Source organism: Pantoea dispersa (genome assembly GCF_035783935.1).
Lineage (GTDB): Bacteria > Pseudomonadota > Gammaproteobacteria > Enterobacterales > Enterobacteriaceae > Pantoea > Pantoea dispersa_C.
This window is the reverse complement of sequence record NZ_JALKOV010000001.1, coordinates 301,210-327,062: the sequence shown is the minus strand read 5'-3', so window position 1 is coordinate 327,062 and position 25,853 is coordinate 301,210. Positions and strand designations below refer to the sequence as shown.

The window sequence follows — 25,853 nt, the reverse complement described above, 5'->3', positions numbered from 1 at the left end:
TTCAGGTATTTAACGCGACCGGGCGTCGCGCGCAGACATGCAGAGTTGGGTCAGGTCGGCGAGTAGTGCGGCCAGCGGCGCGCCCGCCAGCTGCGCATCTACCGGCAGATACCACCAGTTAGCGCGGGCAAACTGGCGACATTTGACCGCGTCTTTTTCCGTCATCAGCAGGCACTGTGCGCCCTGCGTCAAACGGCGTAACTCGTCTTCGCTGTAGGCATGGTGATCGGCAAAGGCGATTTCCGCCACCGGCTGCACTCCGTGCTGCTGCAGCGTAGTGAAGAAACGCGGCGGGTGACCGATGCCGGCCATCGCGACAATTGGCGGCAACTGCGTCAGCGCAGCCTGTTCACCGGTCAGCAGGTTGATCGCCAGACCCGGCTGTAGCGTCATGGCGATTTCGCCCGCCTGCGCACTGCCGCCGTTGACCACCACGGCATCAACCTGCTGCAGCCGCGATGCGCGTTCACGCATCGGCCCGGCCGGCAACCACCAGCCGTTGCCAAAGCGGCGCACGCCATCCACGACCACGATTTCGCGATCGCGCTGCAGCGCATAGTGCTGCAGGCCATCATCCGTCACAATCACATCCAGCGGATGTGCCGCCAGCAGCGCTTCAATTGCATGCCGGCGTTTTGGCGCCACGGCGACCGGTACCTGGGTGCGCTGGGCGATCAGCACCGGTTCATCACCGGCCTGTGCCGTCGACGTATTCTCACTAACCAGCAGCGGATAGTGTTCTGCTTTACCACCGTAACCGCGCGACACCACCCCCACGCGCAGCCCCTGCTGTTGCAGCATCTGCACCAGCCAAATCACCAGCGGTGTTTTACCGTTGCCGCCCGCGGTGAGGTTACCGACGACAATCACCGGGCAGGGCGCGCGCCAGCGGGTACGCCAGCCGCGCTGATAGCTCAGGCGAATCAGCCAGGTGATAGCGCCGTACAGCAGGCTTAGCGGCCACAGCAGCAGCCACAGCGGCGAGCGTCCGCTCCAGATACGTTCAATCATTGACCGAACTGCAGTTTGTGCAGTTGCGCATAAGCGCCTTTCTGCGCCAGCAGCACATTGTGGGTACCGCGTTCCACGATACGCCCATCCTCGACCACCACAATTTCGTCGGCCTTTTCAATGGTAGAGAGGCGGTGCGCGATCACCAGCGATGTACGGTTCTTTTGCAGCTCGTCCAGCGCCGACTGAATGGCGCGTTCGGATTCGGTATCCAGCGCTGAAGTGGCTTCGTCCAGAATCAAAATCGGGCAGTCACGCAGCAGCGCACGGGCAATCGCGATACGCTGACGCTGGCCGCCCGACAACAGCACGCCGTTTTCACCAATAACCGTGTCGAGACCGTTATCCATCTTGTTGATGAAGTCCATGGCGTGCGCCATGGTCGCCGCCTGCTCGATTTGCTCGCGGGTGTATTCACCGTTGCGCGCATAAGCGATGTTATTGGCGATGGTGTCGTTGAACAGATGGACATTCTGTGAGACCAGTGCGACCTGATTACGCAGCGAGCGCAGGGTATATTCCCGCAGGTCGTGGCCATCCAGCAGAATCTCGCCCTCGTTGATATCGTAAAAACGCGTCAGCAGGCTGGCCATGGTGGATTTGCCCGAGCCGGAACGGCCCACCAGCGCCACGGTTTTGCCTGCGGGCAGCGTGAGATTGATATCGCGCAGCGCCGGAATATCGCGGCCTGGATAGGTGAAGGTCACGTTGCGGAATTCAACATCCCCTATCGCGCGGGCGATTTCGCGCTTGCCGTTGTCGATCTCCTGCTCGCTATCCAGGATAGTAAACAGCGTCTGACACGCCGCCATACCGCGCTGGAACTGGGCGTTGACGTTGGTCAGCGATTTCAGCGGTCGCATCAGGGCGATCATCGATGAAAACACCACTGTGATGGTACCGGCAGTCAGGGTATCCATCACGCTCGGGAAGCTGGCGGCATACAGCACAAAAGCCAGCGCCAGCGACGCGATCAGCTGAATCACCGGATCGGAAATCGAAGAGGCCGAAACCAGTTTCATGCCCTGCTGGCGCATTTTGTTGCTCACCTGCGAGAAACGCTCGGCTTCCACTTCCTGTCCACCAAAGATCAGCACTTCTTTATGCCCTTTCAGCATCTGCTCAGCACTGGTGGTTACCTGCCCCATGGTGTTCTGCATATTTTTACTGATGCTGCGGAAACGCTTGGATACGGTGCGAATGGCAAAGGAGACCAGCGGCGCCAGCAGAATCAAAATCAGCGACAGCTGCCAGCTGTAGTAAAACATCATGATGAACAGGCCGATGATCGACGCGCCTTCGCGTACCACCGTCACCAGCGCGCTGGATGAGGATGAAGCGACCTGCTCCGAATCGTAAGTAATACGCGACAGCAGGGTACCGGTTGACTGCTGATCGAAGAATGCAACCGGCATGCCCATCATGTGGCCGAACAGGCGACGGCGCATGTTCATTACCACATTGCCGGAGACCCATGAGATGCAGTAACTGGAGATATAACTGGTTACGCCGCGGATCAGCATCAGGCCGATGACCGCCAGCGGCATCCACAGCAGAACGGATTTGTCGGCTTTGCCGAAACCATCATCCAGTAAAGGTTTCAACAGGGAGAGCATTAATGTGTCGCCTGCCGCATTGAGTATCAGCGCCACGGCGGACACAATCAGGCCAGCCTTGTGCGGTGCAATCATCGGCCAGAGTCGGCGAAATGTCTGCCACGTTGAGAGGTCTTTGTCTTGATGCATTATTTATTCACGCTGTTTGAAATAGCCGCTCATTCTACCTGGAATCGCGTTTGACGCCAAACCACTGATGATACCAGCGGGGCATTATTTGCTCTCTTAACCCCTTAATCTGCCAGCGACCCCGCCGTATGCCGATATGGATCTGGCCCGATTGCGCGGTGTCGTACCAGCGATAGCCCCGCTCACGGTAACGCTGGACCACGGCGAGCGCCGGCATCCGCCAGGCGTTATAACGCGCCAGCGAAGCCAGCGCCGCCTGCCCGGCAACGCTCCGTAACAGTAAAGGGCCCGAAGAACTGCGGCTGCCATGATGGGGCACCTGGATAAACGTAGATTGTAAGCCGTGTTTTTCCAGTGCGACCAGCCTGCGTTCAGCTTCCAGCTCAATATCCCCGGTCAGTAACAGGCTGAACTGACCATCATCCACGCGCACCACGCAGGAGTCATTATTCTGCCCTGCGGTCTGTCCGCGCGGCGGCCACAGCACGCGAAACTGCAACCGACCCCACTGCAACTGTTGACCGCGATAGCACGGCAGGTGTCCGGGCTCGTCGAGCGCGCTGCGTACCGTCAGGTCAGGCTGCGCCTGCTGCAGCGCGGCTAACCCGCCGCGGTGATCGAGATGCCTGTGACTCAGGATCACGCCCTGCAGGTGACGACCTTTGTACTGCAGCCAGGGTAACAGCACACGCGCTCCCGCATTATCCTCTGCCCAGCCGGGTCCGCTGTCATACAGCATCACCTCATTTCCCTGACTGATCGCCACCGCCAGACCGTGTCCGACATCAATCATGTCAATCTGCCAGTCATCCTGCGCGCTATTGCTGCGCCAGAACCACAGTGAAAGCAGCAGCGCGCAACACGGCAGAAGCGTGCTGGCGAGCAGACCACTGCGCCACAGCGCTAGCCCGGCCCACATCAGCAGCACCGCCGGCAGCGTATCGCTCCAGTGCCACCAGCCGGCCGGTAGCCACGCCAGCCCCTGCATCACCAGGTTGACCGACCAGTCGGCCAGTTGCCACAGCGGCGCAGCGATTGCAGGCAGCGGCAGCAGCATCGCCAGGAGAATCAGCGGCACGCTAATCAGCGAGACCACCGGTACCGCCAGCAGATTAGCCAGCAACGCGCTCAGGCTGAGTCCGTGGAACAGGAAGATCTGGAGCGGCGCCATCAGAATCATCATGCCTAGCTGCAGATGAAGCAGTCGTAGCACCAGCCAGCGCCGTGGCTGGCGCAAACGCAGCGGCAGTGGAAACCATTGAAACCACAACATCAGCATCGCCACCGCCAGCGCCGACAGCCAGAAGCTTTCAGACAGCACCGTCAGCGGATCAATCCATAACAGACTGCCCACGCAGAGCGTCCAGATCTGCCAGTTGCTCAGCTGCCAGCCTGCCAGGCGCGTCGCCAGCCACAGCGTCAGCGCCAGCATTGCGCGCTGTGCCGGCGGGTGGCTGCCGGAGATCCAGCAATAGGCTGCGGCCGTTAACCAGCTGACCAGCAGCGGCATTACATAGCCTATCCGGCTGGCAGGTAATATCAACTGGATGCCGCGCGCCAGCAGCCAGCCCACGCTGGCCGCCAGCGCGATGTGCATGCCGGAGATCGCCATCAGGTGCGCGGTGCCGGTGTCGCGCAGCAGCGATCGTTGTGCTGGCGTCATTGCCTCACGCAGGCCAAACGCCAGCGCCTGCACAATCGCTGGCTGCGTTAAATCGCTGAACAGCGGCAGATGGTGGCCGATAAAACGCGTCCGCCAGCTGCAGTGCAGGGAATCCGCCTGCTGACTGACAATTCGCCCCTGTAATGCTGTATGGCTGGCAATGGCAAAACGCTGCAGGTCAAACCCGCCCTCGTTGAGGCGGGCATGCACTGCGCGTAGCCGCAACTGCATGTGCCAGCGCTGTCCCGCACACCAGGTGATATCATCAGTGACATTGCGGAGCGTAACCAACAGCGGTGGAAAGACATAGCGCTCACCAACCCGGATAATTCGCACCGTAAGCTGTTTCTTCGCCGGCATCACCGCAGTAATACCTACCGTTGCCGCAACTGGCGCCACGGTCAGCTGCTCCAGGTTATCAACCGTCTGACGCGCTTCCATCAGTGCCCAGCTGACCAGCAGTAAGCCCAATCCGCAGTAGCGTAAGATCCTCACTGGCGTATGCGCCAGTAACAGTGCGCCAGCCAGCAAAAGCACAATGAGACTGTAAGCGGGAATCTGCGGCAGCAAGCCCAGCGGCAGCGCCGCGACGAGCATCATTCTGGCTACCACTATTATTGTCACGCGCACGCCCTCTTCTGTCACTGCCGCGGATTGTGCGCGCTGGCAGAGGTAAAAGCATGCGGCTAAATGTCGATTTCAGAGCGGGATTACGCGGAACTTATGGTGTTTGCAGGAGACGAACAGCACGATGGAAGCAGGATCGCAAACCTGAACGCGAGACAAAAAAAACGACACCCGCAGGTGTCGTTTTTATCGTTCGGTAACGGCTTAGCCGTAGATATTTGCACGGTCACGCAATTCTTTGCCCGGCTTGAAGTGGGGAACGTATTTACCTTCCAGTTCCACTTTGTCACCCGTTTTCGGGTTACGACCAGTGCGCGGTGCGCGGTAGTGCAAAGAAAAGCTGCCGAATCCCCGGATTTCAATGCGCTCGCCCTGGGCCAGCGTAGTGGCCATGTGCTCGAGCATCTCTTTGACCGCATCCTCAACGACTTTCGCCGGGATATGAGTATGCTGGCCAGCAAGTCTTTCAATCAGTTCTGACTTGGTCATGTAACCTCCGGTTAATCCCTGTATGGAAAGGTATGACAGCTTTTACCGAAACCGGACGATTTTCACCGTCCGGTGCTTCGGGTCGATTACTCGCCTTTAGCCGCTTTGAACGCTTCAGCCATTGCGTTAGAGAAGTTGCCATCTTCCTGTTTGGTGTTAACAGTGTTGATAGCTTCTTTCTCGTCAGCCTGGTCTTTAGCACGAACAGACAGGCTCACAACGCGGTTCTTACGGTCAACGCCGGTGAATTTCGCTTCAACGTCGTCGCCTACGCTCAGAACCTGAGTTGCGTCTTCGATGCGGTCCAGAGAAGCTTCAGAAGCGCGCAGGTAACCTTCTACGCCGTCAGCTAATTCTACTGTAGCACCTTTAGCGTCAACTGCAGTGACTTTACCCGTCACGATTGCGCCTTTCTTGTTCAGGGTGATGTAGTTGTTGAATGGATCTTCAGCCAGCTGCTTCACGCCCAGAGAAATACGCTCACGCTCTGCGTCAACCTGCAGTACAACGGCAGCGATTTCGTCGCCTTTCTTGTACTCACGAACGGCTTCTTCGCCAGTCGCGTTCCAGGAGATGTCAGACAGGTGAACCAGACCGTCAATGCCACCGTCCAGGCCGATGAAGATACCGAAGTCAGTGATTGACTTGATTTTACCTTCAACGCGATCGCCTTTGTTGTGGGTCTCTGCGAACTGCTGCCATGGGTTAGATTTGCACTGCTTCAGACCCAGGGAGATACGACGACGTTCTTCGTCGATGTCCAGAACCATAACTTCAACCACATCACCTACGTTGACAACTTTAGATGGGTGGATGTTTTTGTTGGTCCAGTCCATTTCAGACACGTGTACCAGGCCTTCAACGCCTTCTTCGATTTCAACGAAGCAGCCGTAGTCGGTCAGGTTGGTCACGCGACCGGTCAGTTTGGTACCTTCCGGATAACGCTTAGCGATAGCCACCCATGGATCTTCGCCCAGCTGTTTCAGGCCCAGAGATACGCGAGTACGCTCGCGGTCGAACTTCAGCACTTTAACAGTGATTTCGTCGCCCACGTTGACGATTTCGCTTGGATGCTTAACGCGCTTCCACGCCATGTCGGTGATGTGCAGCAGGCCGTCAACGCCACCCAGATCCACGAATGCGCCGTAGTCAGTGAGGTTCTTAACGATACCTTTGACTTCCATGCCTTCCTGCAGGTTTTCCAGCAGCTGATCGCGCTCAGCGCTGTTTTCAGATTCGATAACCGCGCGGCGAGAAACCACAACGTTGTTACGCTTCTGATCAAGCTTGATTACTTTGAATTCAAGCTCTTTGCCTTCCAGGTGCAGCGTGTCGCGGACCGGACGAACGTCAACCAGTGAACCTGGCAGGAACGCACGAATACCGTTCAGCTCAACTGTGAAGCCACCTTTAACTTTGCCGTTGATAACACCGGTAACAGTTTCAGCGTCTTCGTAAGCTTTTTCCAGCGTGATCCAAGCTTCGTGACGTTTAGCTTTCTCACGGGACAGCAGGGTTTCACCGAAGCCGTCTTCTACTGCATCCAGAGCAACGTCAACTTCGTCGCCCACCTGGATTTCCAGTTCGCCGGCTGCGTTCTTGAACTGTTCTGCAGGGATAGCAGATTCAGATTTCAGACCCGCATCAACCAGCACGACGTCTTTGTCGATAGAAACAACAACGCCACGAACGATGGAACCCGGACGGGTTTCGATTTCTTTCAGGGACTCTTCAAAGAGTTGAGCAAAAGATTCAGTCATATTGATAATCTTAGGATTCTTCAATTTAACGTCCACCTGACGTCATTGTCGGATGGGGTTGTTTCACATGCCCTGCACCGCTTCCCTGGCACAGGGTTACTACAATTCGGTTGCCGAAAAGATTAAATGCCCAGCTTCTGGCGGGCATAATCGAGTGCCTTTTCAATCACTTGCTCAATGGTCATGCTGGTTGAATCCAGCACCAGAGCATCAGCGGCTGGCACTAAAGGTGCGATGGCGCGGTTACGATCGCGGTCGTCGCGTTCCTTTATCTCGGATAAAAGGCGATCAAAGTTAACATTAAAGCCCTTTTCCTGCAACTGTAGCATGCGGCGGTGCGCACGCTCTTCAGAGCTGGCATCGAGGAAAATTTTAACCGGTGCATCCGGAAAAACCACGGTGCCCATGTCACGTCCATCGGCGATTAAACCCGGCTCTTCACGGAACGCGCGCTGCCGGCGCAGCAGGGCTTCACGCACGCGCGGGAAGGCCGCCACGCGCGACGCCGTATTGCTCACTTCCTGCGTACGGATTTCGCCGGTGACGTCTTCACCTTCCAGCACCACCTGCATTTCACCGTCTACCGACAGAAAGCGTACGTCAAGGTGTGCCGCCATTGGCACCAGCGCTTCTTCCGACTCGATATCCACCTGATGATGCAGCGCGGCCAGAGCCAGTACGCGGTAAATAGCACCCGAATCCAGCAGGTGCCACTGCAACGACTCCGCCATCGCTTTACATAAAGTCCCTTTACCCGCGCCGCTTGGGCCATCAATGGTAATTACCGGGGCGATTGCCGTCATTGTTCTCTCCTGTTGCTGCGTGCTGATGATCAGCCTTCTTGGCTGTCTGGATTGCGCGGCATTATACGCTGCCCGCGTCCGCTTGGTTACCCTTTAGCGTAGACAGCGCCAGAAATTTCGGCAGATTCAGAACAATTTCCCACCAGTAAGGCCGGGAGAGAGTTAAGAAGCCCGGCACACTGGCACCGGGCGGGCGGATTATGACGCGTGACTGATTTTTGCCAGCTGCTGGAAGTAATCCGGGAAGGTTTTCGCCGTGCAGCCGGGATCGAGGATGGTTACCGGCGTGTCGGATAACGCGACCAGCGAGAAACACATCGCCATGCGGTGATCGTTATAAGTGCCGATGTCAGCATGCTGTAACTGCGCAGGCGGTGTGACGCGAATAAAGTCGTGTCCCTCTTCCACTTCCGCACCGACTTTACGCAGTTCGGTGGCCATGGCAGCCAGGCGATCGGTTTCTTTCACGCGCCAGTTATAGATGTTGCGCATCAGCGTGGTGCCTTCGGCGAACAGCGCGGTCGTCGCGATCGTCATCGCCGCATCCGGAATGTGGTTCATGTCCATATCAATCGCGTTCAGCGCACCGCGCGTGCAGGCAATATAATCGTCGCCCCACTCAATCACCGCACCCATTTTCTCCAGCACGTCGGCAAAACGGATGTCGCCCTGCACGCTATTGCGGCCAATGCCGGTGACACGCACCGTACCGCCGCGAATTGCCGCAGCCGCAAGGAAGTAGGACGCTGACGACGCATCACCTTCTACCAGATAATCACCCGGTGACTGATACTGCTGCTGACCTTTCACCACAAAACGCTGGTACTGCTGATTGTCGACGTCCACGCCAAAGCAACGCATCAGATGCAGGGTGATATCAATGTAAGGTTTGGAAACCAGCTCACCTTTGATGGTGATCGTGGTGTCGTTCTGTGCCAGCGGCGCGGTCATCAACAGCGCAGTCAGGAACTGGCTGGAGACGCTGCCATCGACACTGACTTCACCGCCGGTAAAACCGCCGTTGAGACGCAGCGGCGGATAATCGGTTTGTTCCAGATAATCAATGCGCGCGCCGCCCTGACGTAACGCATCCACCAGATGGCCGATAGGACGCTCTTTCATGCGCGGCTCGCCGGTCAGTACCACCGACTGCTCGCCGAGGCACAGCGCGGCGGCCAGCGGACGCATTGCCGTTCCGGCATTGCCGAGGAACAATTCCAGTGGCTGACTGGCGCGCAGCGGCCCGCCATTGCCCACCACTTCGCACACGGTGCGATCGGCTGACAGCGTATAGCTGACGCCCAGCGCCTGCAGCGCATTCAGCATGTGTTTAACGTCATCGCTGTCGAGCAGGTTAGTCAGGCGCGTGGTGCCGTTCGCCAGCGCAGCCAGTAACAGGGCGCGGTTTGATACGCTTTTCGAGCCCGGTAAATTTACCGTGCCGTCAACGCGGGCAATCGGCTGTAGAGTCAGAGAGTCCTGCATGTGAAACCAAATCTCCAGAAATACGAGACCCTGTCCAGTGACAGGGTCTGAGGCCAGCCGGGCTGGCACGAAGGTAAAAAATTAACCGTGGCGACGTTCGAAGTCGACCATAAATTCCGTCAGCGCTTTCACGCCTTCCAGCGGCATTGCATTGTAAATCGAGGCGCGCATACCGCCAACCACACGGTGCCCCTTCAGTGCATGCAGGCCCGCCTTCAGTGATTCCTCAAGGAATACTTTATCCAGCGCGGCATCGGCCAGCTGGAACGGCACGTTCATGCGGGAACGGTTCTCGCTGGCCACGTCGTTACGATAGAAGCTGCTGCTGTCGATCACGCCGTACAGCAGATCGGCTTTCGCCTGATTTACCTTGTCCATCTCCGCTACACCGCCCTTCTCTTTCAGCCATTTGAACACCAGGCCGGAGAGATACCAGGCAAACGTCGGCGGCGTGTTAAACATTGAATCGTTTTCGGCCAGCACTTTATAGTCGAGAATGGACGGCACCCAGCGCTGCGCTTTGCCCAGCAGGTCATCACGCACCACCACCAGCGTCAGGCCAGCGGGACCGATGTTTTTCTGCGCGCCGGCATAAATCACGCCGTAGCGGCTGATGTCGAGCGGACGAGACAGGATAGTCGAAGAGAGATCGGCCACCACCACTTTATCGCCGAAGTCTGGCTCTTCATCGATGGCAATACCGTCGATGGTTTCATTCGGGCAGAAATGCACATAAGCGGCATCATCGCTGAGCTGCCATTCACGCATCGGTAACAGCGCGCGCTTGCCCTCACGGGTGGTTTTGATGTCAATGGCGTTCGGTGAGCAGAATTTTTCTGCTTCCTTAATAGCACTGTGCGCCCAGTAGCCGCCGTCAATGTAATCCGCACGGCTGGCATCGCCCAGCAAATTGCCCGGGATTGCCGCGAACTGCGCGCGTGCGCCACCGTGGCAGAATAATACTTTGTAGTTGGCCGGGATTTTCAGCAGATCGCGAAAATCCTGCTCCGCCGCTTCTGCGACTTCAATAAACTCTTTGCTGCGGTGACTGATTTCCATCACCGAGGTGCCTAAGCCATGCCAGTTTGTCAGTTCTTGTTCTGCACGACGAAGCACTTCCACCGGTAGCATTGCCGGTCCGGAGCTAAAATTATAAACCTGCGCCATTTCCCCTCACCATTGTCATATCGAACGGTTATGAATACCCCATCGGTTTTATCATTGCCTCCGGATGGCTGCAATCATTTATCCGGCAGCGATCACATTTCCAGAGCCCGCTCCACCGCAGGTTATGTCACAAATGTAATAAGCCACGGAATTTTGTGAGGTCGCCCGGCGAAGTAAAATCAGACAGCTGCCAGAGGGATAAAAAGCCGTAACAATGCGTTGAGAAATTTGGCGCAGCAATAGCGAAGCAGGCGCAAAACCCGTATTATTGCGCGCTTTACGCCCAACCACTGACTTGAGAGAGCGCCACCATGACGCAAACGTTTATTCCAGGTAAAGACGCCGCACTGGAAGACTCCATCGCACGCTTCCAGCAGAAACTGCAGGATCTGGGTTTCAATATTGAAGAAGCTTCCTGGCTGAACCCGGTGCCGCACGTCTGGTCAGTGCACATTCGCGACCGCGACTGCCCGCTTTGCTTTACTAACGGCAAAGGCGCCAGTAAAAAAGCGGCGCTGGCCTCCGCGCTGGGCGAGTATTTTGAGCGCCTCTCAACTAACTACTTCTTTGCTGATTTCTGGCTGGGCGAAACCATCGCTAACAGCGAGTTCGTGCACTACCCTGACGAGAAATGGTTCCCGCTGACCGACGATGACAGCCTGCCGGCAGGCATTCTGGATGCGCGGCTGCGTAAGTTTTACGATCCGGAACAGAGCCTGAGCGCGTCCGATCTGGTAGATCTGCAATCCGGTAATGCCGCTCGCGGTATCTGCGGCCTGCCATTTACCCGCCAGTCCGACCAGCAAACCGTTTATATCCCGATGAACATCATCGGCAACCTGTATGTGTCTAACGGCATGTCCGCTGGCAACACTGCAAATGAAGCGCGCGTACAGGGCTTGTCCGAAGTGTTTGAGCGCCATATCAAAAATCGCATCATTGCGGAATCCATCAGCCTGCCAGAAATTCCTCAGGCGGTGATGCAGCGCTATCCTGGCGTGGTCGAGGCGATTGAACGTCTTGAAGCAGAAGGTTTCCCGATTTTCTCCTACGACGCTTCGCTGGGCGGCAAGTATCCGGTGATCTGCGTGGTGCTGTTTAACCCGGCGAATGGCACCTGCTTTGCCTCCTTCGGTGCCCATCCGGACTTCGGCGTCGCGCTGGAGCGTACCGTTACCGAACTGCTGCAGGGCCGCGGCCTGAAAGATCTCGACGTGTTTACTCCGCCAACCTTTGATGATGAAGAGGTCGCCGAGCACGCTAACCTGGAAACCCACTTCATTGACTCCAGCGGCCTGATCTCGTGGGATATGTTTAAAGACGATGCCGACTATCCATTTGTTGACTGGAGCTTTGCCGGCACCACTCATGAAGAGTTCGATACGCTGATGGCAATCTTCCGTGCGGAAGGTAAAGAAGTGTATATCGCTGACTACGAGCATCTGGATGTTTACGCTTGTCGTATTATCGTGCCGGGTATGTCTGATATTTACCCTGCCGAAGATCTGCTGCTGGCCAACAACAACATGGGTGCGTCACTGCGTGAAACGCTGCTGTCGCTGCCAGCAACCCAGTGGCAACCTGAGGAGTATCTGGCTCTGATCGAACAGCTGGATGAAGAAGGCCATGATGACTTCACCCGCGTGCGTGAGCTGCTGGGACTGGCATCCGGCAAAGACAACGGCTGGTTCACGCTGCGTATTGGCGAGCTGAAAGCGATGCTGGCACTGGCCGGTGGCGATCTCGATCAGGCCCTGATCTGGACCGAATGGACCATGGAGTTTAACCAGTCGATCTTCAGCGCTGAGCGGGCTAACTACTATCGTTGTCTGCAGACTCTGCTGCTGCTGGCCATGGAAGAAGAGCGCGACCCGCTGCAATATCATCGTGCTTTTGTCCGCATGTATGGTGAAGCCGCAGTCGATGCCGCTTCTGCTGCCATCAGCGGTGAGGCACCGTTCTATGGTCTGCAGGTGGTTGACCGCGATCTGAATGCTTTCCCGGCGCATCAGGCACTGCTGGCCGCATACGAGAAATTACAGGCGGCTAAACGTCGCTACTGGTCTGCGAAATAAAACGACTAATTTATTAGCCGATAATTAGTCCGATGCTGAAGGGCACTGGCAATATGCAGTGCCCTTTTTTATGCCCTGAAATGTCCTCGCCCGTGAAAATAATAAATAACAATTCAGTATCATTGATAAACAGCATTTAACAAATTCGAGGTGCCAACAGCGAGTCATTCAACTTATTTTGCATAAATTAAAAATTATTTATTTTATAATTTTCAATAATTTAAATCAAATTACACACCTCTGGCGCCTTCGCTTACCCCTGCCGTTTCGGCAAATATGATCCATATCAACTCCTGACCTATACTCCTTTGTTAGTATCTTTACAGACAATTTCTGGAGAGCGTTAGTGTGAAAGCTGACAACCCTTTTAATTCATTATTACCGGCGGCGATGGCAAAAGTCGCAGAAGATGCCGGTGTCTATAAAGCGACTAAACATCCCTTAACCACTTTCTTTCTTGCCATCACCGCTGGCGTATTTATTTCCATCGCTTTCGTCTTTTATATCACCGCCACGACCGGCAGCGGCACCATGCCCTACGGTATGGCCAAACTGATCGGCGGTATCTGTTTCTCACTGGGCTTAATGCTGGTGGTGGTCTGCGGCGCTGACCTGTTCACCTCCACGGTGCTCATCGTGGTGGCAAAAGCCAGCGGACGCATTACCTGGCTGCAACTGGGCCGTCACTGGCTGAATGTCTATGTCGGTAACCTGTGCGGCGCGCTGTTTTTTGTGGCGCTGATTTGGCTGGCCGGTGAGCACATGGTCGCTAACGGCGCATGGGGATTGAATGTTTTACAGACCGCTGACCACAAAATGCATCACACGTTTATCGAAGCGGTAAGCCTCGGTACACTGGCTAACCTGATGGTGTGTCTGGCGGTGTGGATGAGCTACTCCGGCCGTAGCCTGCTCGACAAAATGGTAGCGATGATTTTACCGGTTGCGATGTTTGTAGCCAGCGGCTTTGAGCACAGCATCGCCAATATGTTCCTGATCCCGATGGCCATTATGATTCGCGATTTTGCCAGCCCGGAATTCTGGCAGATGACCGGTGCCAGCGCGGCGCAATTTCCTGCACTGGGCATTGGCGATTTTATTGTTAATAACCTGATTCCCGTGACCATCGGCAACATCATTGGCGGCGGTCTGTTAGTCGGGTTGACCTATTGGGTTATCTATCTGCGCGACGGTGAGTCCGCGCACTGAGTCATTAAGTACGGGCGTGCTGAGCAGCGCGCCATACGTTACAGTCTCCCTAAATAAGGCAGGTATATCATGTCCGAACTGAATGAAAAAATGGCGTCAGCCTGGGAAGGATTTAGCGCCGGTGAATGGCAGAGCAGCGTCAACGTCCGTGACTTCATCCAAAAAAACTACACGCCGTATGAAGGTGACGAAGCATTCCTCGCCGGCGCAACGCCAGCCACCAGCAAACTGTGGGACAGCGTGCTGGAAGGCATCAAAATCGAAAACCGCACCCATGCGCCGGTGGATTTCGACACCGATTTAGCCTCTACCATCACTTCACACGATGCGGGCTATATCAATAAATCACTGGAAACCATCGTTGGTCTGCAGACTGAAGCCCCGCTGAAACGCGCAATCATCCCGTTTGGCGGCATCAAAATGGTGGAAGGCTCCTGTAAAGTTTACGGCCGAGAGCTGGACCCGGCGCTGAAGAAAGTTTTCACCGATTACCGCAAAACCCACAACCAGGGCGTGTTTGACGTTTACACCCCGGATATCCTGCGCTGCCGTAAATCCGGCGTGCTGACCGGTCTGCCAGATGCATACGGCCGCGGTCGTATTATTGGTGACTACCGTCGCGTCGCGCTGTACGGCATCGACTTCCTGATGAAAGACAAAGTGGCTCAGTTCAACTCACTGCAGAGTGACATGGAAAATGGTGTTGATCTCGAAGCCACCATTCGCCTGCGTGAAGAGATTTCTGAACAGCACCGCGCACTGGGCCAGATCAAAGAGATGGCAGCCAAATATGGCTTTGATATCTCTCTGCCAGCCACCACCGCGCAGGAAGCAGTACAGTGGACCTACTTCGGTTACCTCGCAGCAGTGAAATCACAAAACGGTGCCGCGATGTCGTTTGGTCGCGTGTCCACTTTCCTCGACGTTTACATCGAGCGCGATATCAAAGCCGGTAAACTGAGCGAAGAGCAGGCGCAGGAGCTGATTGACCATCTGGTGATGAAACTGCGTATGGTGCGCTTCCTGCGTACGCCGGAATACGATGAGCTGTTCTCTGGCGACCCAATCTGGGCCACTGAATCACTGGCTGGTATGGGCGTTGACGGTCGTACGCTGGTGACGAAAAGCACCTTCCGCTTCCTGAACACGCTGTACACCATGGGTCCATCACCGGAACCAAACATGACCATTCTGTGGTCTGAGAAGCTGCCGGTTAACTTCAAAAAGTATGCGGCAAAAGTCTCCATCGACACCTCATCGCTGCAGTATGAGAACGATGACCTGATGCGTCCGGACTTTGACAATGATGACTACGCCATCGCCTGCTGCGTGAGCCCGATGATTGTCGGTAAACAAATGCAGTTCTTCGGCGCACGTGCCAACCTGGCTAAAACACTGCTGTACGCAATCAACGGCGGTGTGGATGAGAAGCTGAAAATGCAGGTCGGCCCGAAAGAAGCGCCAATCACTGACGATGTGCTGGATTATGACACCGTGATGGCGCGTCTGGACCACTTCATGGACTGGCTGGCAAAACAGTATGTCACGTCACTCAACATCATCCACTACATGCATGATAAGTACAGTTATGAAGCCGCGCTGATGGCACTGCACGACCGTGACGTTTATCGTACCATGGCGTGCGGTATCGCAGGCCTGTCTGTCGCCGCGGACTCACTTTCAGCGATTAAATATGCCAAAGTGAAACCCGTCCGTGACGCCGATGGTCTGGCAGTGGACTTCGAAATTGAAGGTGAATATCCACAGTTCGGTAACAATGACCCGCGCGTGGATGATCTGGCCTGTGACCTGGTTGAACGTTTCATGAAGAAAATTCAGAAACTGCAGACCTACCGTAATGCGGTGCCAACGCAGTCGGTACTGACCATCACCTCCAACGTGGTATACGGTAAGAAAACCGGTAACACGCCTGATGGCCGCCGTTCCGGTGCACCATTTGGACCGGGTGCTAACCCAATGCATGGTCGTGACCAGAAAGGGGCTGTCGCTTCACTGACTTCCGTGGCGAAACTGCCGTTTGCCTATGCAAAAGACGGTATCTCTTACACCTTCTCCATCGTACCGAATGCGCTGGGTAAAGATGATAACGTGCGTAAGACTAACCTTGCAGGTCTGATGGATGGTTATTTCCACCACGAAGCCAGCATTGAGGGCGGTCAGCACCTGAACGTTAACGTGATGAACCGTGAGATGTTGCTGGATGCCATGGAGCACCCGGAGAAATATCCTCAGCTGACCATTCGCGTTTCCGGTTATGCGGTGCGTTTCAACTCGCTGACGAAAGAACAGCAGCAGGATGTGATTACCCGTACCTTCACGCAGTCGCTGTAATCCTTCACACTGTAAAAGAAAGGCTCCTGCGGGAGCCTTTTCTCCACAAGCCAGTTTTGCCAGTCTGCTTTCGCAGGCAGTCTGGCAAAACCGACTTACATCCTCAGAGCACAACACAGATTGTGCCGCCTGCTCGTCAGGCTGAACCGGAGAATACATCGCAATGTCAACCATCGGTCGTATCCACTCATTTGAATCCTGCGGTACCGTTGACGGTCCCGGCATCCGCTTTATCACCTTTTTCCAGGGCTGCCTGATGCGCTGCCTGTACTGCCACAACCGCGATACCTGGGACACTCACGGCGGTAAAGAGATTACCGTTGACGAGCTGATGAAGGATGTACTGTCCTATCGTCACTTTATGAATGCGTCCGGTGGCGGCGTGACGGCCTCCGGCGGCGAAGCCATTCTGCAGGCGGAATTTGTGCGCGACTGGTTCCGCGCCTGTCAGGCTGAGGGCATTCACACCTGCCTCGATACCAACGGCTTTGTGCGCCGTTACGATCCGGTGATCGATGAACTGCTCGATGCCACCGACCTGGTGATGCTCGACCTCAAGCAGATCAACGATGATGTGCACCAGATTCTGGTGGGCGTATCAAACCACCGCACGCTGGATTTCGCCCGCTATCTGCAAAAGAGAGGGAAACGGACCTGGATTCGCTATGTGGTAGTGCCAGGTTATTCCGATGATGACGATTCGGTACACCGTCTCGGTGAGTTCACTAAAGACATGAGCAATATCGAGAAAATTGAGCTGCTGCCCTATCACGAACTGGGCAAACATAAATGGATTGCGATGGGTGAAGAGTACAAGCTGGATGGTGTGAAGCCGCCGGCCAAAGAGACCATGGAGCGGGTGAAAAACATTCTTACCGGTTACGGCCACAACGTAATGTATTGAATCTCGCGGCGCTGATAGCGCGCCGGTAAGAGGATGGAAAAGTTTGCAGTTGGGAGATGCGCGATAAGTTACGCATCTCCCGTTAAAGATGGGTTGTGATAATCAGGCGTGCGCCACCGGCGTTGCGTGCTGATCGGCTTTACGCAGCAGCATCACCAGATAGACCAGTGCAACCACCGCAATCATCACAAACAGCAGGCGATCGGAATAGTTCTGCATCAGCATCGCGGTCATTCCCGGCCCGACGAGGCTGCCAACGGTATAACTGAACAGCAACGCCTGGTTCATCGCCACCAGTTCGTGATGCGCCACCGTTTCACACGCCCACGACATCGCCACCGGATAAAGCGTGAAGCCCGCAAGTCCCAGCACAAACAGCGCCGGCGCCATTGCTGTTCCGCTCAGCATGGCAATCGCACCCAGAATCACCACGAACACCTGCACGCGCAGTACCATCAGGCGACCAAAACGGTCGGCAAGACGCCCTACCGGCCACTGCCCCACAATCCCCGCACTCACCAGCAGCGCCATCCAGTAACCCACGGTGGCATCGCTCATGCCCTGATGTGATAAATAGAGCGGCATCAGGCCGTACAGTGAACCGAGCACGATGCCGGAGATAATGCAGCCGTTGATACCCAGACGCGAGCTGCGGCGGCGCAACATGCTCCAGATTCGTCCGGTGGAAGCTTCTTCAGTAGCCGTACCGGCGTTGACCTGCACAAACACCACAGGCAGCACGGCACAGACGATCAGCGCGGTCACCCACGGAATAACGTGCAGTAGTTCGGTCGAAACGCGGCTCACCAGCAGCTGGCCGGCAACCGTGCCGAGGTAGTAGATGATCATGTATGCAGCCAGCAGCTGACCGCGATTGCGCACCGTACCGCTGCACAGCAACGCACTCTCAACCACCACCCAAATCAGCGCGCAGCCGACGCCCGCGGTGAAGCGCAGCAGCGTCCAGCTGTAAAAACCGTCCAGCAGCATCATGCCCATGGTCGCCAGGGCAAACAGCACGCTGGCAAGGTAAAAGCAGCGATTAAAGCCGTAACGATTGATCAACCAGCCCGCCAGCAGTGTGCCTAATAAGTTGCCGGTGTAATAGGCGGAGCTCGCCATGCCCACCTGCCAGGTTGGCAGCTGATCGTGGGTAAGCCATAACGGCACCAGCGTATTAAGCACAGCAATAGACACCGTCATCAGCATTAAGCCGCAAAGCAGCAGCAGGACGGGGCGCGACCAGGTTGACATAGGGAGTAAAACCAAAAGAAATGAAGAGAATTGCGCGCAGTTTGCCATTGGTATAAACAAAGTCAATGTGCAAAAAAACAGCGCCGCACATTTTGCTGCTGAACAATTTATTTTTTTTATCTTCAGCGGGTTACAGGACTACAGAAAGGTCTTATAGCTGAATCTATCTACATGAATTTATAGATTTTTGATGGTTTGAAGCACAGTCATGACGATAACGTTTATTTCTGATTAATTCCGGTTAAAAAATAATGACTGGCGAGCTTAAGAAATAAAAAACCCGGCATTTGCCGGGTTGATAAATTCGCGTAACTTAGCCGATGTATTCCAGTCCGCCCATATACGGGCGCAGCACGTCCGGTACCGCAATGCGACCATCCGCCTGCTGGTAGTTTTCCAGCACGGCGACCAGCGTACGACCGACCGCCAGGCCTGAACCGTTCAGCGTGTGGACCAGACGCGGCTTTTTGTCCGTTTTGCTGCGGCAGCGAGCCTGCATGCGGCGCGCCTGGAAATCCCACATATTCGAGCAGGAGGAGATTTCACGGTACGTATCCTGCGCCGGCAGCCAGACTTCCAGATCATAAGTTTTGGCTGAGCCAAAGCCCATGTCGCCAGTGCACAGCAGCACTTTACGGTAAGGCAGGTTCAGCAACTGCAGCACTTTTTCTGCATGGCCGACCAGCTCTTCCAGCGCGTCCATGGAGGTTTCCGGAGCAACGATCTGCACCATCTCCACTTTGTCGAACTGGTGCATACGGATTAAACCGCGCGTATCGCGTCCGTAAGAACCGGCTTCAGAACGGAAGCAAGGCGTGTGCGCCGTGAGTTTGATCGGCAGAGATTCTTCTTCAACGATCTCATCGCGCACCAGGTTGGTCAGCGGCACTTCTGCAGTCGGGATCAGTGCATAGTTGCTGCTGCCTGCTTCTTCGCCCAGCGGTTTAGTGTGGAACAGATCCTCACCAAACTTAGGTAACTGACCGGTACCGTACAGCGTCTCGTGGTTCACCAGATACGGCACGTAAGTTTCCAGATAACCGTGCTGCTGGCTGTGCAGATCGATCATGAACTGGCTCAGCGCGCGATGCAGACGGGCAATCTGGCCCTGCATCACGATAAAGCGCGAACCGGTCAGTTTCACCGCCGAAGCGAAATCCAGACCTTTCACCGCTTCACCCAGCTCAACATGGTCTTTTACCGGGAAATCGAACTGGCGCGGCTGGCCCCAGCGGCTTACTTCCTGATTTTCGCTGTCGTCTTTACCCGGCGGCACTTCATCGGCCGGCAGGTTAGGCAGCGCGAGTGCAAAGTCGCGAATTTCGTTCTGCAGGGTATCCAGCTCTGCTTTCGCCGCATCCAGGCGTTCGCCCAGCGCGTTCACTTCCTGACGCAGCGGCTCGATATCTTCCCCACGTGCTTTGGCCTGACCGATGGATTTGGAGCGGGAGTTACGCTCAGCCTGCAGATTTTCAGTCTCTACCTGCAAAACTTTACGACGCTCTTCGAGGGAGCGCAGCTTATCCACATCCAGTTTAAATCCCCGGCGTGCCAGTTTTTCTGCGACTGCGTCTGGCTCATTACGCAGCAGATTGGGATCGAGCATGCTTATCCTGTGTAATAAAAGGTTGATTGAACGAATGGAGGGATGCATTCCACTGGAATGCATTGAAATCCTTGCTCACCTTACCGTAACGCGTTTATCAGCGGTAGCGTTTTATCGGGCTATTTTGATCCTGTTCAGCAAGCCAGGCGAGTTTTTCACCGATCTTGCTTTCAAGGCCGCGACTGGTCGGCTGATAGTAGCGCGTCTGCGCCATTTCCGGCGGGAAAAACACCTCGCCAGCCGCATAGGCATTAGGTTCGTCATGGGCGTAGCGGTACTCTTTACCCAGTCCCATCTCTTTCATCAGCTTCGTCGGTGCATTACGCAGATGTTCCGGCACGTCGTAATCCGGGAACTCACGCGCATCACGCATCGCCGCTTTAAAGGCGGTATAAACAGCATTGCTTTTCGGCGCGCAGGCCAGATAAACAATGGCCTGGGCAATCGCACGTTCACCTTCCGCCGGCCCGACGCGGGTAAAACAATCCCACGCGGCGATCGCGACCTGCATGGCACGCGGATCGGCGTTCCCGACATCTTCTGAGGCAATCGCCAGCAGCCGCCGCGCCACATAGAGCGGATCGCCACCGGCGGTGATAATGCGCGCATACCAGTACAGTGCTGCATCCGGCGCTGAACCGCGCACCGACTTGTGCAGCGCGGAGATCAAATCGTAAAAGCGATCGCCTTTGTTATCGAAACGCGCCGCCCGTTCACCCGACACTTCATTCAGCAGCTGTGGCGTTAGCTCCCGCTGTCCCTGCGCGTTGAGCTCGGCCATATCGGCCATCATTTCCAGCGTATTCAGTGCGCGCCGCGCATCGCCGTTAACCAGTTCGGCGATCATACGTCGGGTATTATCCGGTAACAGAATATCGCTGTCGCCGTAACCGCGCGTTTTGTCCTGCATCGCCTGGTCCAGCACCCGTTCGATGTCCGCGCTGGTCAGCGATTTAAGCAGATAAACGCGGGCGCGCGACAGCAGTGCCGAGTTCAGTTCAAAGGAGGGATTTTCCGTGGTTGCGCCAATGAAGGTAATGGTGCCGTCTTCAATGTGTGGCAGAAACGCATCCTGCTGGCTCTTGTTGAAGCGATGCACCTCATCAACAAACAGAATGGTGCGGCGTCCAACCTGACGATTCTGGCGCGCGCGCTCAATGGCCTCGCGGATCTCTTTCACGCCGGAAGTCACCGCCGAGATCCGTTCCACGTCGGCGTTGCCGTAATGGGCGATAATCTCCGCCAGCGTGGTTTTGCCGGTACCCGGCGGGCCCCACAGAATCATGGAGTGCAGCTGACCCGCCTCAATGGCGCGCGGCAACGGTTTACCGGCCGCGAGCAGATGCTGCTGACCAATATATTGCTGCAGCGTTGCTGGCCGCATTCGCGCGGCCAGCGGTCTGAACTCATTTGACGGTGCAAAATCCAGCGACAGGTTACTCACCCTCACCTCACTGACGTTGATCGTCCACCGTTACCCCTTTTGGCGGCGTAAAGGTGAATTTATCCGGGCTGATAGCGCCGTTTTTCTGGCTCTTCAGCTGATAGCTGCTGCGCTGTCCATCCTGCTCAATGGCGCTGAACTGATTGATGGTGCCTGCGGAAGTGACATTGATGGTGAACTGTTTCAGGTTGCCATCGCTGCTTTTAGGCGTCAGCTCAAAATTATCACCCTGCTGTTTAATGTTGTACTGCTGCCAGTCAGACGGCTGGTTACGCGCAATCAGCATAAATGGCGTGTTGCTGGTGGCATTCTGCAGCAGGCTGACGCTGGCCTGTTCCACAAAAGGATTATAGAACCACAAATTTTTACCGTCGGAGATAATCACGCTTTCGTCCGGTGCGGTCATGTGCCAGTTGAACAGGCTCGGACGTTTCACCCACAGTTCGCCTTCCCCGTCCTGCACGTTTGCGCCGCTGCCGTCAGTCACTTTCTGGCTGAAGCTGGCATGGAAGCTGTTCACTTTATTGAGACGCTGTTGCAGATCGCTGGAAGCGTCCGCCAGTGCAGAAGAAGCAACAAAACTGGCCAGCAGGCCACAGGCAATAACGCGAAATTTCATCTGATACGATTCCTTATTCATGGTTTCCCGACACTTACTGCATTAAACGTAGTCGCCGCTCTGTCAGTTCGACAGGAGAAAAAGCCGAAAGCTCCCAATGATATGGGGATCAAACCACAGATAAACAACGGGCCAGCTTACACTGGCCCTGCATTAAACTGCGAAGAAGAGTCTTACATTTCGTGAGAAGGCGGAGACAGCACTTCGCGGTTACCGTTGTGGCCCGGCTCAGAGACAATGCCCTGCGCCTCCATCTGCTCGATAATGCGCGCTGCGCGGTTGTAGCCGATACGGAACTGGCGCTGCACGCCGGAGATCGACGCGCGGCGTTTTTCCACCACGAACGCCACCGCCTGATCAAACAGCGGATCCAGCTCTTCATCGCCGTCCAGACCGCCACCGCCGCTTTCACTCTCTTCGCCAGCAGTGATGCTGTCGATATATTGCGGACGTCCACGCGCTTTCCAGTCCTGCACCACCGCATGCACTTCCTGGTCACGCACAAAGGCACCGTGGACACGCACCGGCATCGACGAGTTTGGCGGCATATAAAGCATGTCACCCATGCCCAGCAGAGATTCGGCACCGCCCTGATCGAGGATGGTGCGCGAGTCAATTTTACTGGACACGGTAAAAGCGATACGCGTCGGAATGTTGGCCTTAATCAGGCCGGTAATCACATCCACCGACGGACGCTGGGTAGCCAGCACCAGGTGAATACCCGCGGCACGGGCTTTCTGCGCCAGGCGCGCAATCAGCTCTTCGACCTTCTTGCCTACCGCCATCATCAGATCGGCAAACTCATCTACCAGCACCACGATGTACGGCAGTTTTTCCAGCACCGGCGGCGTGGTGTCCATGCTGTCACCTGGCTTCCAGAACGGATCCGGAATTGGCCGGCCCATCGCCGCAGCCTGCTCGATCTTCTCGTTGTAACCGGCAAGATTACGCACGCCAAGCGCAGACATCAGCTTATAGCGGCGCTCCATCTCGACCACACTCCAGCGCAGCGCGTTAGCCGCATCTTTCATGTCGGTGACCACTTCCGTCAGCAGGTGCGGAATACCCTCATACACTGACAGCTCAAGCATTTTCGGGTCGATCATGATAAAGCGCACTTCTTCCGGCGTGGCTTTATACAGCATGCTGATGATCATGGTGTTAACGCCGACCGACTTACCGGAACCGGTGGTACCGGCCACCAGCAGATGCGGCATCTTCGCCAGATCGGCCACTACAGGCTGACCGGAAATATCTTTACCCAGCACCACAGACAGCGGCGACGGATTATCGCGGAACTTATCGCAGTCCAGCACTTCACGCAGGTAGACGGTCTGCCGATGCTTATTCGGGAGCTCAAGCCCGACATAAGGCTTGCCCGGAATCACCTCGACCACACGCACCGCGACGGCGGAGAGCGAACGCGCCAGGTCGCGCGACAGGTTAGAAATACGCGCGGCTTTCACGCCCGGTGCCAGATCCAGTTCAAAGCGGGTGATTACCGGCCCTGGTGAGATGCCGACCACTTCGGCCTTCACGCGGTAATCCGCCAGACGCGCTTCAACCAGACGCGCGGTCTGTTCCAGCGCAAACATATCCACCGGCTCCTCTTCCGCCGGTGGCGACGTCAGCAGATCCAGCGTTGGCAGCGGCGTGGAAGGTTTCTCCAGCGGCTGTTCGTGACGCACCAGGAACGGGTGGAACAGGCTGTCCTGCGCGGGTGCGGCAGGCTTCGGCGTTTCCGCCGGCGCGGCGTAAACTTCGTCGTCTGGCGTTGACCATGGGCTGGTTTCTGCGCTCAGCGATGAAGGCACCGCCGGCTCAGGCGCCGCAGGCTGCTGCCACTGGGCCGGAACGTCCGGTTCTGGCGTGGCGGCAATAGTAAACAGCGGCTCGCTCGGTGTGTCATCAACCAAATCTTTCATCGGAGAGAAATCAAATGCCGCTGAGGTATCGAGATTAAATACCGGCGCGCGCTCCTGCTCTGGCTGGTTGTAACGCTGTTGCTGCTGCTGAGCAAACTGCTGCGCCAGCTGAGCCTGCTGCAGCGCCTCTTCATCTTCTTCCTCTGCCGGCTGCTGCTGCCAGCTGTCGCCGTAACGCTGTTGCTGCTGTGAATGGAACGCTTCACGCAGCTGGGCTTCCTGCAGCGCAGCGTTATCTTCATCCTGCGGCTGTGGCACTTGCCAGCTCGCACTGATTTCCGGCTGCTGCTGATCGGCCTCTTCGCGCGCTTTCTCTTCCGCCATGCGCTGCGAGGGCAGTTTGATACCGTAGGAGGCCAGCTCACGCCGGGTCGGCAGCTTCACTTTGTTCGGACGCGGCAATTCAGGACCGATGCCCTGTTTTACCTGCGGGTTGTAGTCGCGCTCCGGCACCACATCAAAGGCTGGGGTGTAAGCAGCGGTGCGCGCAGCGGCCGCAGCCGTTGCTGAACCGAGCGCAGCAGCGGCGGCGGCATTGAGCGGAGTGGCGGCCTGATCGGCACTCTGCCAGTTGCCCATGCGCGGGCCGTCATCTTCTTCAGCAAGCGAAAAGGCATCGGTGGCTGGCGAGGCAGGCACTTCAAACCGGTACAGCGGCGGAGCTGCGGCGGGTTCGGCGGCATGAGCCGCAGGGGTACTGGCAACCGGTGCAGGCAGCGGTGCAGCGGCAGGCTCCGGCGACGGCGCAGATTGTGGTGGCGCACTCATGGCCGGTGCAGATGGCTCAGGCGCAGCGACGGCCGGCACCTGACGCGCGGCTTCACTGGTGGCGGCCAGCGCGGCAGCGGTCGACGCACTGGCTTTCGCCAGCAGGGGATCGTCGCCAGCAACCTCAGCCACAGGTTCTGTCACCTGACGAGGTTTAGCCAGCAGCACGTCATCGTCGTCGGCCTGAGCAGGCACGGCGCGCAGTGCCGGTACCGGCTCGTCGGAGTGCGCCTCGTCGTCGTATTCTTCTTCTTCCTGCCAGGGTTCATCATGGCGCGAGCGGTTGCTGGCAAAAGTCAGCACGCCCATCACTACACTGCCGATCTTCTCGGCAATCGCCAGCCAGGACCAGCCCGTATAGAGCGTGATACCGGCCGCCCAGACGCACAGCAGCGTCAGCGTGCCACCGGCACCGCTGAACCACGGCGCCATCGCATTGCTGACCAGGCTGCCAATCACGCCGCCGGAGGCAAAATACCAGATATCGTCCACGTTGAGCGCGGCCAGTCCGCAGGTGGTCACCACCAGCGCCAGCACACCAATCAGCCGCAGGCCCACCGCAAAATAGTCGATGTAATCCTGCCGGTCGCGCTGGCGGAAGGTGATCCAGCACAGGCCAATAATCACCGGCGGAATGGCATAAGCCATCACACCAAAGATAAACAGCAGAGTATCGGCCAGCCAAGCGCCCACGCTGCCGCCCAGATTATGGATCGGCTCGTGCCAGGCGGTTTGCGACCAGCTGGGATCGGAGGGGTTAAAGCTAACCAGCGACACCATCAGATAGATGGCAAACAAGGCCACAAGGATGAGCAACGCTTCCAGCAGCCGACGTCCGCTGCTCAGCGGTTGTAACGAAACGTCTTTATCTTCTGTATATTCCTGGCTCAAGAGAACTCTCCAGGTGCCTGTAAATTAAGAAGGCAACAGCGTCAGGCTTGCCTGAC

Annotated in this window: 17 protein-coding genes; 4 read left to right on the top strand and 13 right to left on the bottom strand. The window is 56.4% G+C overall.

Going from position 1 to position 25,853, the window contains the following annotated elements; translation table 11 throughout:
* Positions 1 to 9: 9 nt before the first annotated feature.
* The 8 genes from lpxK to serC all read right to left on the bottom strand — a co-directional run bounded on the left by lpxK (position 10) and on the right by serC (position 10,750).
* Positions 10 to 1,011 (bottom strand): tetraacyldisaccharide 4'-kinase, encoded by a 1,002-nt coding sequence (gene lpxK / locus MXF20_RS01580; RefSeq protein ID WP_325967268.1) that lies wholly within the window; start codon positions 1,009 to 1,011, stop codon positions 10 to 12.
* On the bottom strand, positions 1,008 to 2,756 hold the full coding sequence (msbA, locus tag MXF20_RS01575; protein ID WP_325967267.1) for a lipid A ABC transporter ATP-binding protein/permease MsbA: 1,749 nt from the start codon (positions 2,754 to 2,756) through the stop codon (positions 1,008 to 1,010). The genes lpxK and msbA overlap by 4 nt, the downstream gene beginning before the upstream one ends.
* A gap of 34 nt (positions 2,757 to 2,790) precedes the next feature.
* A complete protein-coding gene (locus MXF20_RS01570; protein ID WP_325967265.1) occupies positions 2,791 to 5,019 on the bottom strand; it encodes a DNA internalization-related competence protein ComEC/Rec2 in 2,229 nt (742 codons plus the stop codon).
* Between the two features lie 231 nt (positions 5,020 to 5,250).
* On the bottom strand, positions 5,251 to 5,535 hold the full coding sequence (gene ihfB / locus MXF20_RS01565) for an integration host factor subunit beta (RefSeq protein WP_010618275.1): 285 nt from the start codon (positions 5,533 to 5,535) through the stop codon (positions 5,251 to 5,253).
* A gap of 86 nt (positions 5,536 to 5,621) precedes the next feature.
* Positions 5,622 to 7,295 (bottom strand): 30S ribosomal protein S1, encoded by a 1,674-nt coding sequence (gene rpsA / locus MXF20_RS01560; RefSeq protein ID WP_325967928.1) that lies wholly within the window; start codon positions 7,293 to 7,295, stop codon positions 5,622 to 5,624.
* 122 nt (positions 7,296 to 7,417) lie between these two features.
* Positions 7,418 to 8,098, bottom strand: a complete 681-nt coding sequence (cmk, locus tag MXF20_RS01555; protein WP_325967264.1) for a (d)CMP kinase — start codon at positions 8,096 to 8,098, stop codon at positions 7,418 to 7,420.
* Between the two features lie 198 nt (positions 8,099 to 8,296).
* Positions 8,297 to 9,583: a 3-phosphoshikimate 1-carboxyvinyltransferase gene (gene aroA, locus MXF20_RS01550; protein ID WP_325967262.1), complete on the bottom strand. Its 1,287-nt coding sequence runs from the start codon at positions 9,581 to 9,583 to the stop codon at positions 8,297 to 8,299.
* Positions 9,584 to 9,664: 81 nt separating this feature from the next.
* A complete protein-coding gene (gene serC, locus MXF20_RS01545) occupies positions 9,665 to 10,750 on the bottom strand; it encodes a 3-phosphoserine/phosphohydroxythreonine transaminase (RefSeq protein ID WP_021508348.1) in 1,086 nt (361 codons plus the stop codon).
* A 311-nt stretch (positions 10,751 to 11,061) separates the two neighbouring features.
* Between serC and ycaO the strand changes: the two genes are divergently transcribed.
* The 4 genes from ycaO (at position 11,062) to pflA (ending at position 17,290) form a co-directional block, all read left to right on the top strand.
* On the top strand, positions 11,062 to 12,825 hold the full coding sequence (gene ycaO / locus MXF20_RS01540) for a 30S ribosomal protein S12 methylthiotransferase accessory factor YcaO (RefSeq protein WP_325967261.1): 1,764 nt from the start codon (positions 11,062 to 11,064) through the stop codon (positions 12,823 to 12,825).
* A gap of 348 nt (positions 12,826 to 13,173) precedes the next feature.
* Complete coding sequence (gene focA, locus MXF20_RS01535) at positions 13,174 to 14,034, top strand: formate transporter FocA (protein ID WP_021508350.1); 861 nt, start codon at positions 13,174 to 13,176, stop codon at positions 14,032 to 14,034.
* A 69-nt stretch (positions 14,035 to 14,103) separates the two neighbouring features.
* Complete coding sequence (gene pflB, locus MXF20_RS01530; protein ID WP_325967260.1) at positions 14,104 to 16,386, top strand: formate C-acetyltransferase; 2,283 nt, start codon at positions 14,104 to 14,106, stop codon at positions 16,384 to 16,386.
* 163 nt (positions 16,387 to 16,549) lie between these two features.
* Positions 16,550 to 17,290: a pyruvate formate lyase 1-activating protein gene (gene pflA, locus MXF20_RS01525; protein ID WP_325967258.1), complete on the top strand. Its 741-nt coding sequence runs from the start codon at positions 16,550 to 16,552 to the stop codon at positions 17,288 to 17,290.
* 102 nt (positions 17,291 to 17,392) lie between these two features.
* Here pflA and MXF20_RS01520 read toward each other — a convergent pair whose 3' ends face one another.
* The 5 genes from MXF20_RS01520 to MXF20_RS01500 form a co-directional block, all read right to left on the bottom strand.
* Positions 17,393 to 18,544, bottom strand: a complete 1,152-nt coding sequence (locus tag MXF20_RS01520; RefSeq protein WP_325967256.1) for an MFS transporter — start codon at positions 18,542 to 18,544, stop codon at positions 17,393 to 17,395.
* Positions 18,545 to 18,857: 313 nt separating this feature from the next.
* On the bottom strand, positions 18,858 to 20,150 hold the full coding sequence (serS, locus tag MXF20_RS01515; protein WP_325967254.1) for a serine--tRNA ligase: 1,293 nt from the start codon (positions 20,148 to 20,150) through the stop codon (positions 18,858 to 18,860).
* A 97-nt stretch (positions 20,151 to 20,247) separates the two neighbouring features.
* The gene (locus MXF20_RS01510) at positions 20,248 to 21,594 is read right to left on the bottom strand and encodes a replication-associated recombination protein A (RefSeq protein ID WP_325967252.1); all 1,347 of its coding nucleotides are present in this window, start codon (positions 21,592 to 21,594) and stop codon (positions 20,248 to 20,250) included.
* 7 nt (positions 21,595 to 21,601) lie between these two features.
* Positions 21,602 to 22,213 carry an outer membrane lipoprotein chaperone LolA gene (gene lolA / locus MXF20_RS01505; RefSeq protein ID WP_325967251.1) on the bottom strand — a complete coding sequence of 204 codons (612 nt, stop codon included), beginning with the start codon at positions 22,211 to 22,213 and terminating at the stop codon, positions 21,602 to 21,604.
* Between the two features lie 173 nt (positions 22,214 to 22,386).
* Positions 22,387 to 25,797: a DNA translocase FtsK 4TM domain-containing protein gene (locus tag MXF20_RS01500; RefSeq protein ID WP_325967249.1), complete on the bottom strand. Its 3,411-nt coding sequence runs from the start codon at positions 25,795 to 25,797 to the stop codon at positions 22,387 to 22,389.
* Positions 25,798 to 25,853: the final 56 nt, after the last annotated feature.

Bases quoted from the DNA above. Each gene is read 5' to 3' on its own strand.
- lolA (WP_325967251.1), bottom strand. From the start codon at position 22,213: ATGAAATTTCGCGTTATTGCCTGTGGCCTGCTGGCCAGTTTTGTTGCT.
- msbA (WP_325967267.1), bottom strand. From the start codon at position 2,756: ATGCATCAAGACAAAGACCTCTCAACGTGGCAGACATTTCGCCGACTC.
- pflB (WP_325967260.1), top strand. From the start codon at position 14,104: ATGTCCGAACTGAATGAAAAAATGGCGTCAGCCTGGGAAGGATTTAGC.
- ycaO (WP_325967261.1), top strand. From the start codon at position 11,062: ATGACGCAAACGTTTATTCCAGGTAAAGACGCCGCACTGGAAGACTCC.
- MXF20_RS01570 (WP_325967265.1), bottom strand. From the start codon at position 5,019: ATGATGCTCGTCGCGGCGCTGCCGCTGGGCTTGCTGCCGCAGATTCCC.
- serC (WP_021508348.1), bottom strand. From the start codon at position 10,750: ATGGCGCAGGTTTATAATTTTAGCTCCGGACCGGCAATGCTACCGGTG.
- pflA (WP_325967258.1), top strand. From the start codon at position 16,550: ATGTCAACCATCGGTCGTATCCACTCATTTGAATCCTGCGGTACCGTT.
- lpxK (WP_325967268.1), bottom strand. From the start codon at position 1,011: ATGATTGAACGTATCTGGAGCGGACGCTCGCCGCTGTGGCTGCTGCTG.
- cmk (WP_325967264.1), bottom strand. From the start codon at position 8,098: ATGACGGCAATCGCCCCGGTAATTACCATTGATGGCCCAAGCGGCGCG.
- rpsA (WP_325967928.1), bottom strand. From the start codon at position 7,295: ATGACTGAATCTTTTGCTCAACTCTTTGAAGAGTCCCTGAAAGAAATC.
- ihfB (WP_010618275.1), bottom strand. From the start codon at position 5,535: ATGACCAAGTCAGAACTGATTGAAAGACTTGCTGGCCAGCATACTCAT.
- serS (WP_325967254.1), bottom strand. From the start codon at position 20,150: ATGCTCGATCCCAATCTGCTGCGTAATGAGCCAGACGCAGTCGCAGAA.
- MXF20_RS01520 (WP_325967256.1), bottom strand. From the start codon at position 18,544: ATGTCAACCTGGTCGCGCCCCGTCCTGCTGCTGCTTTGCGGCTTAATG.
- aroA (WP_325967262.1), bottom strand. From the start codon at position 9,583: ATGCAGGACTCTCTGACTCTACAGCCGATTGCCCGCGTTGACGGCACG.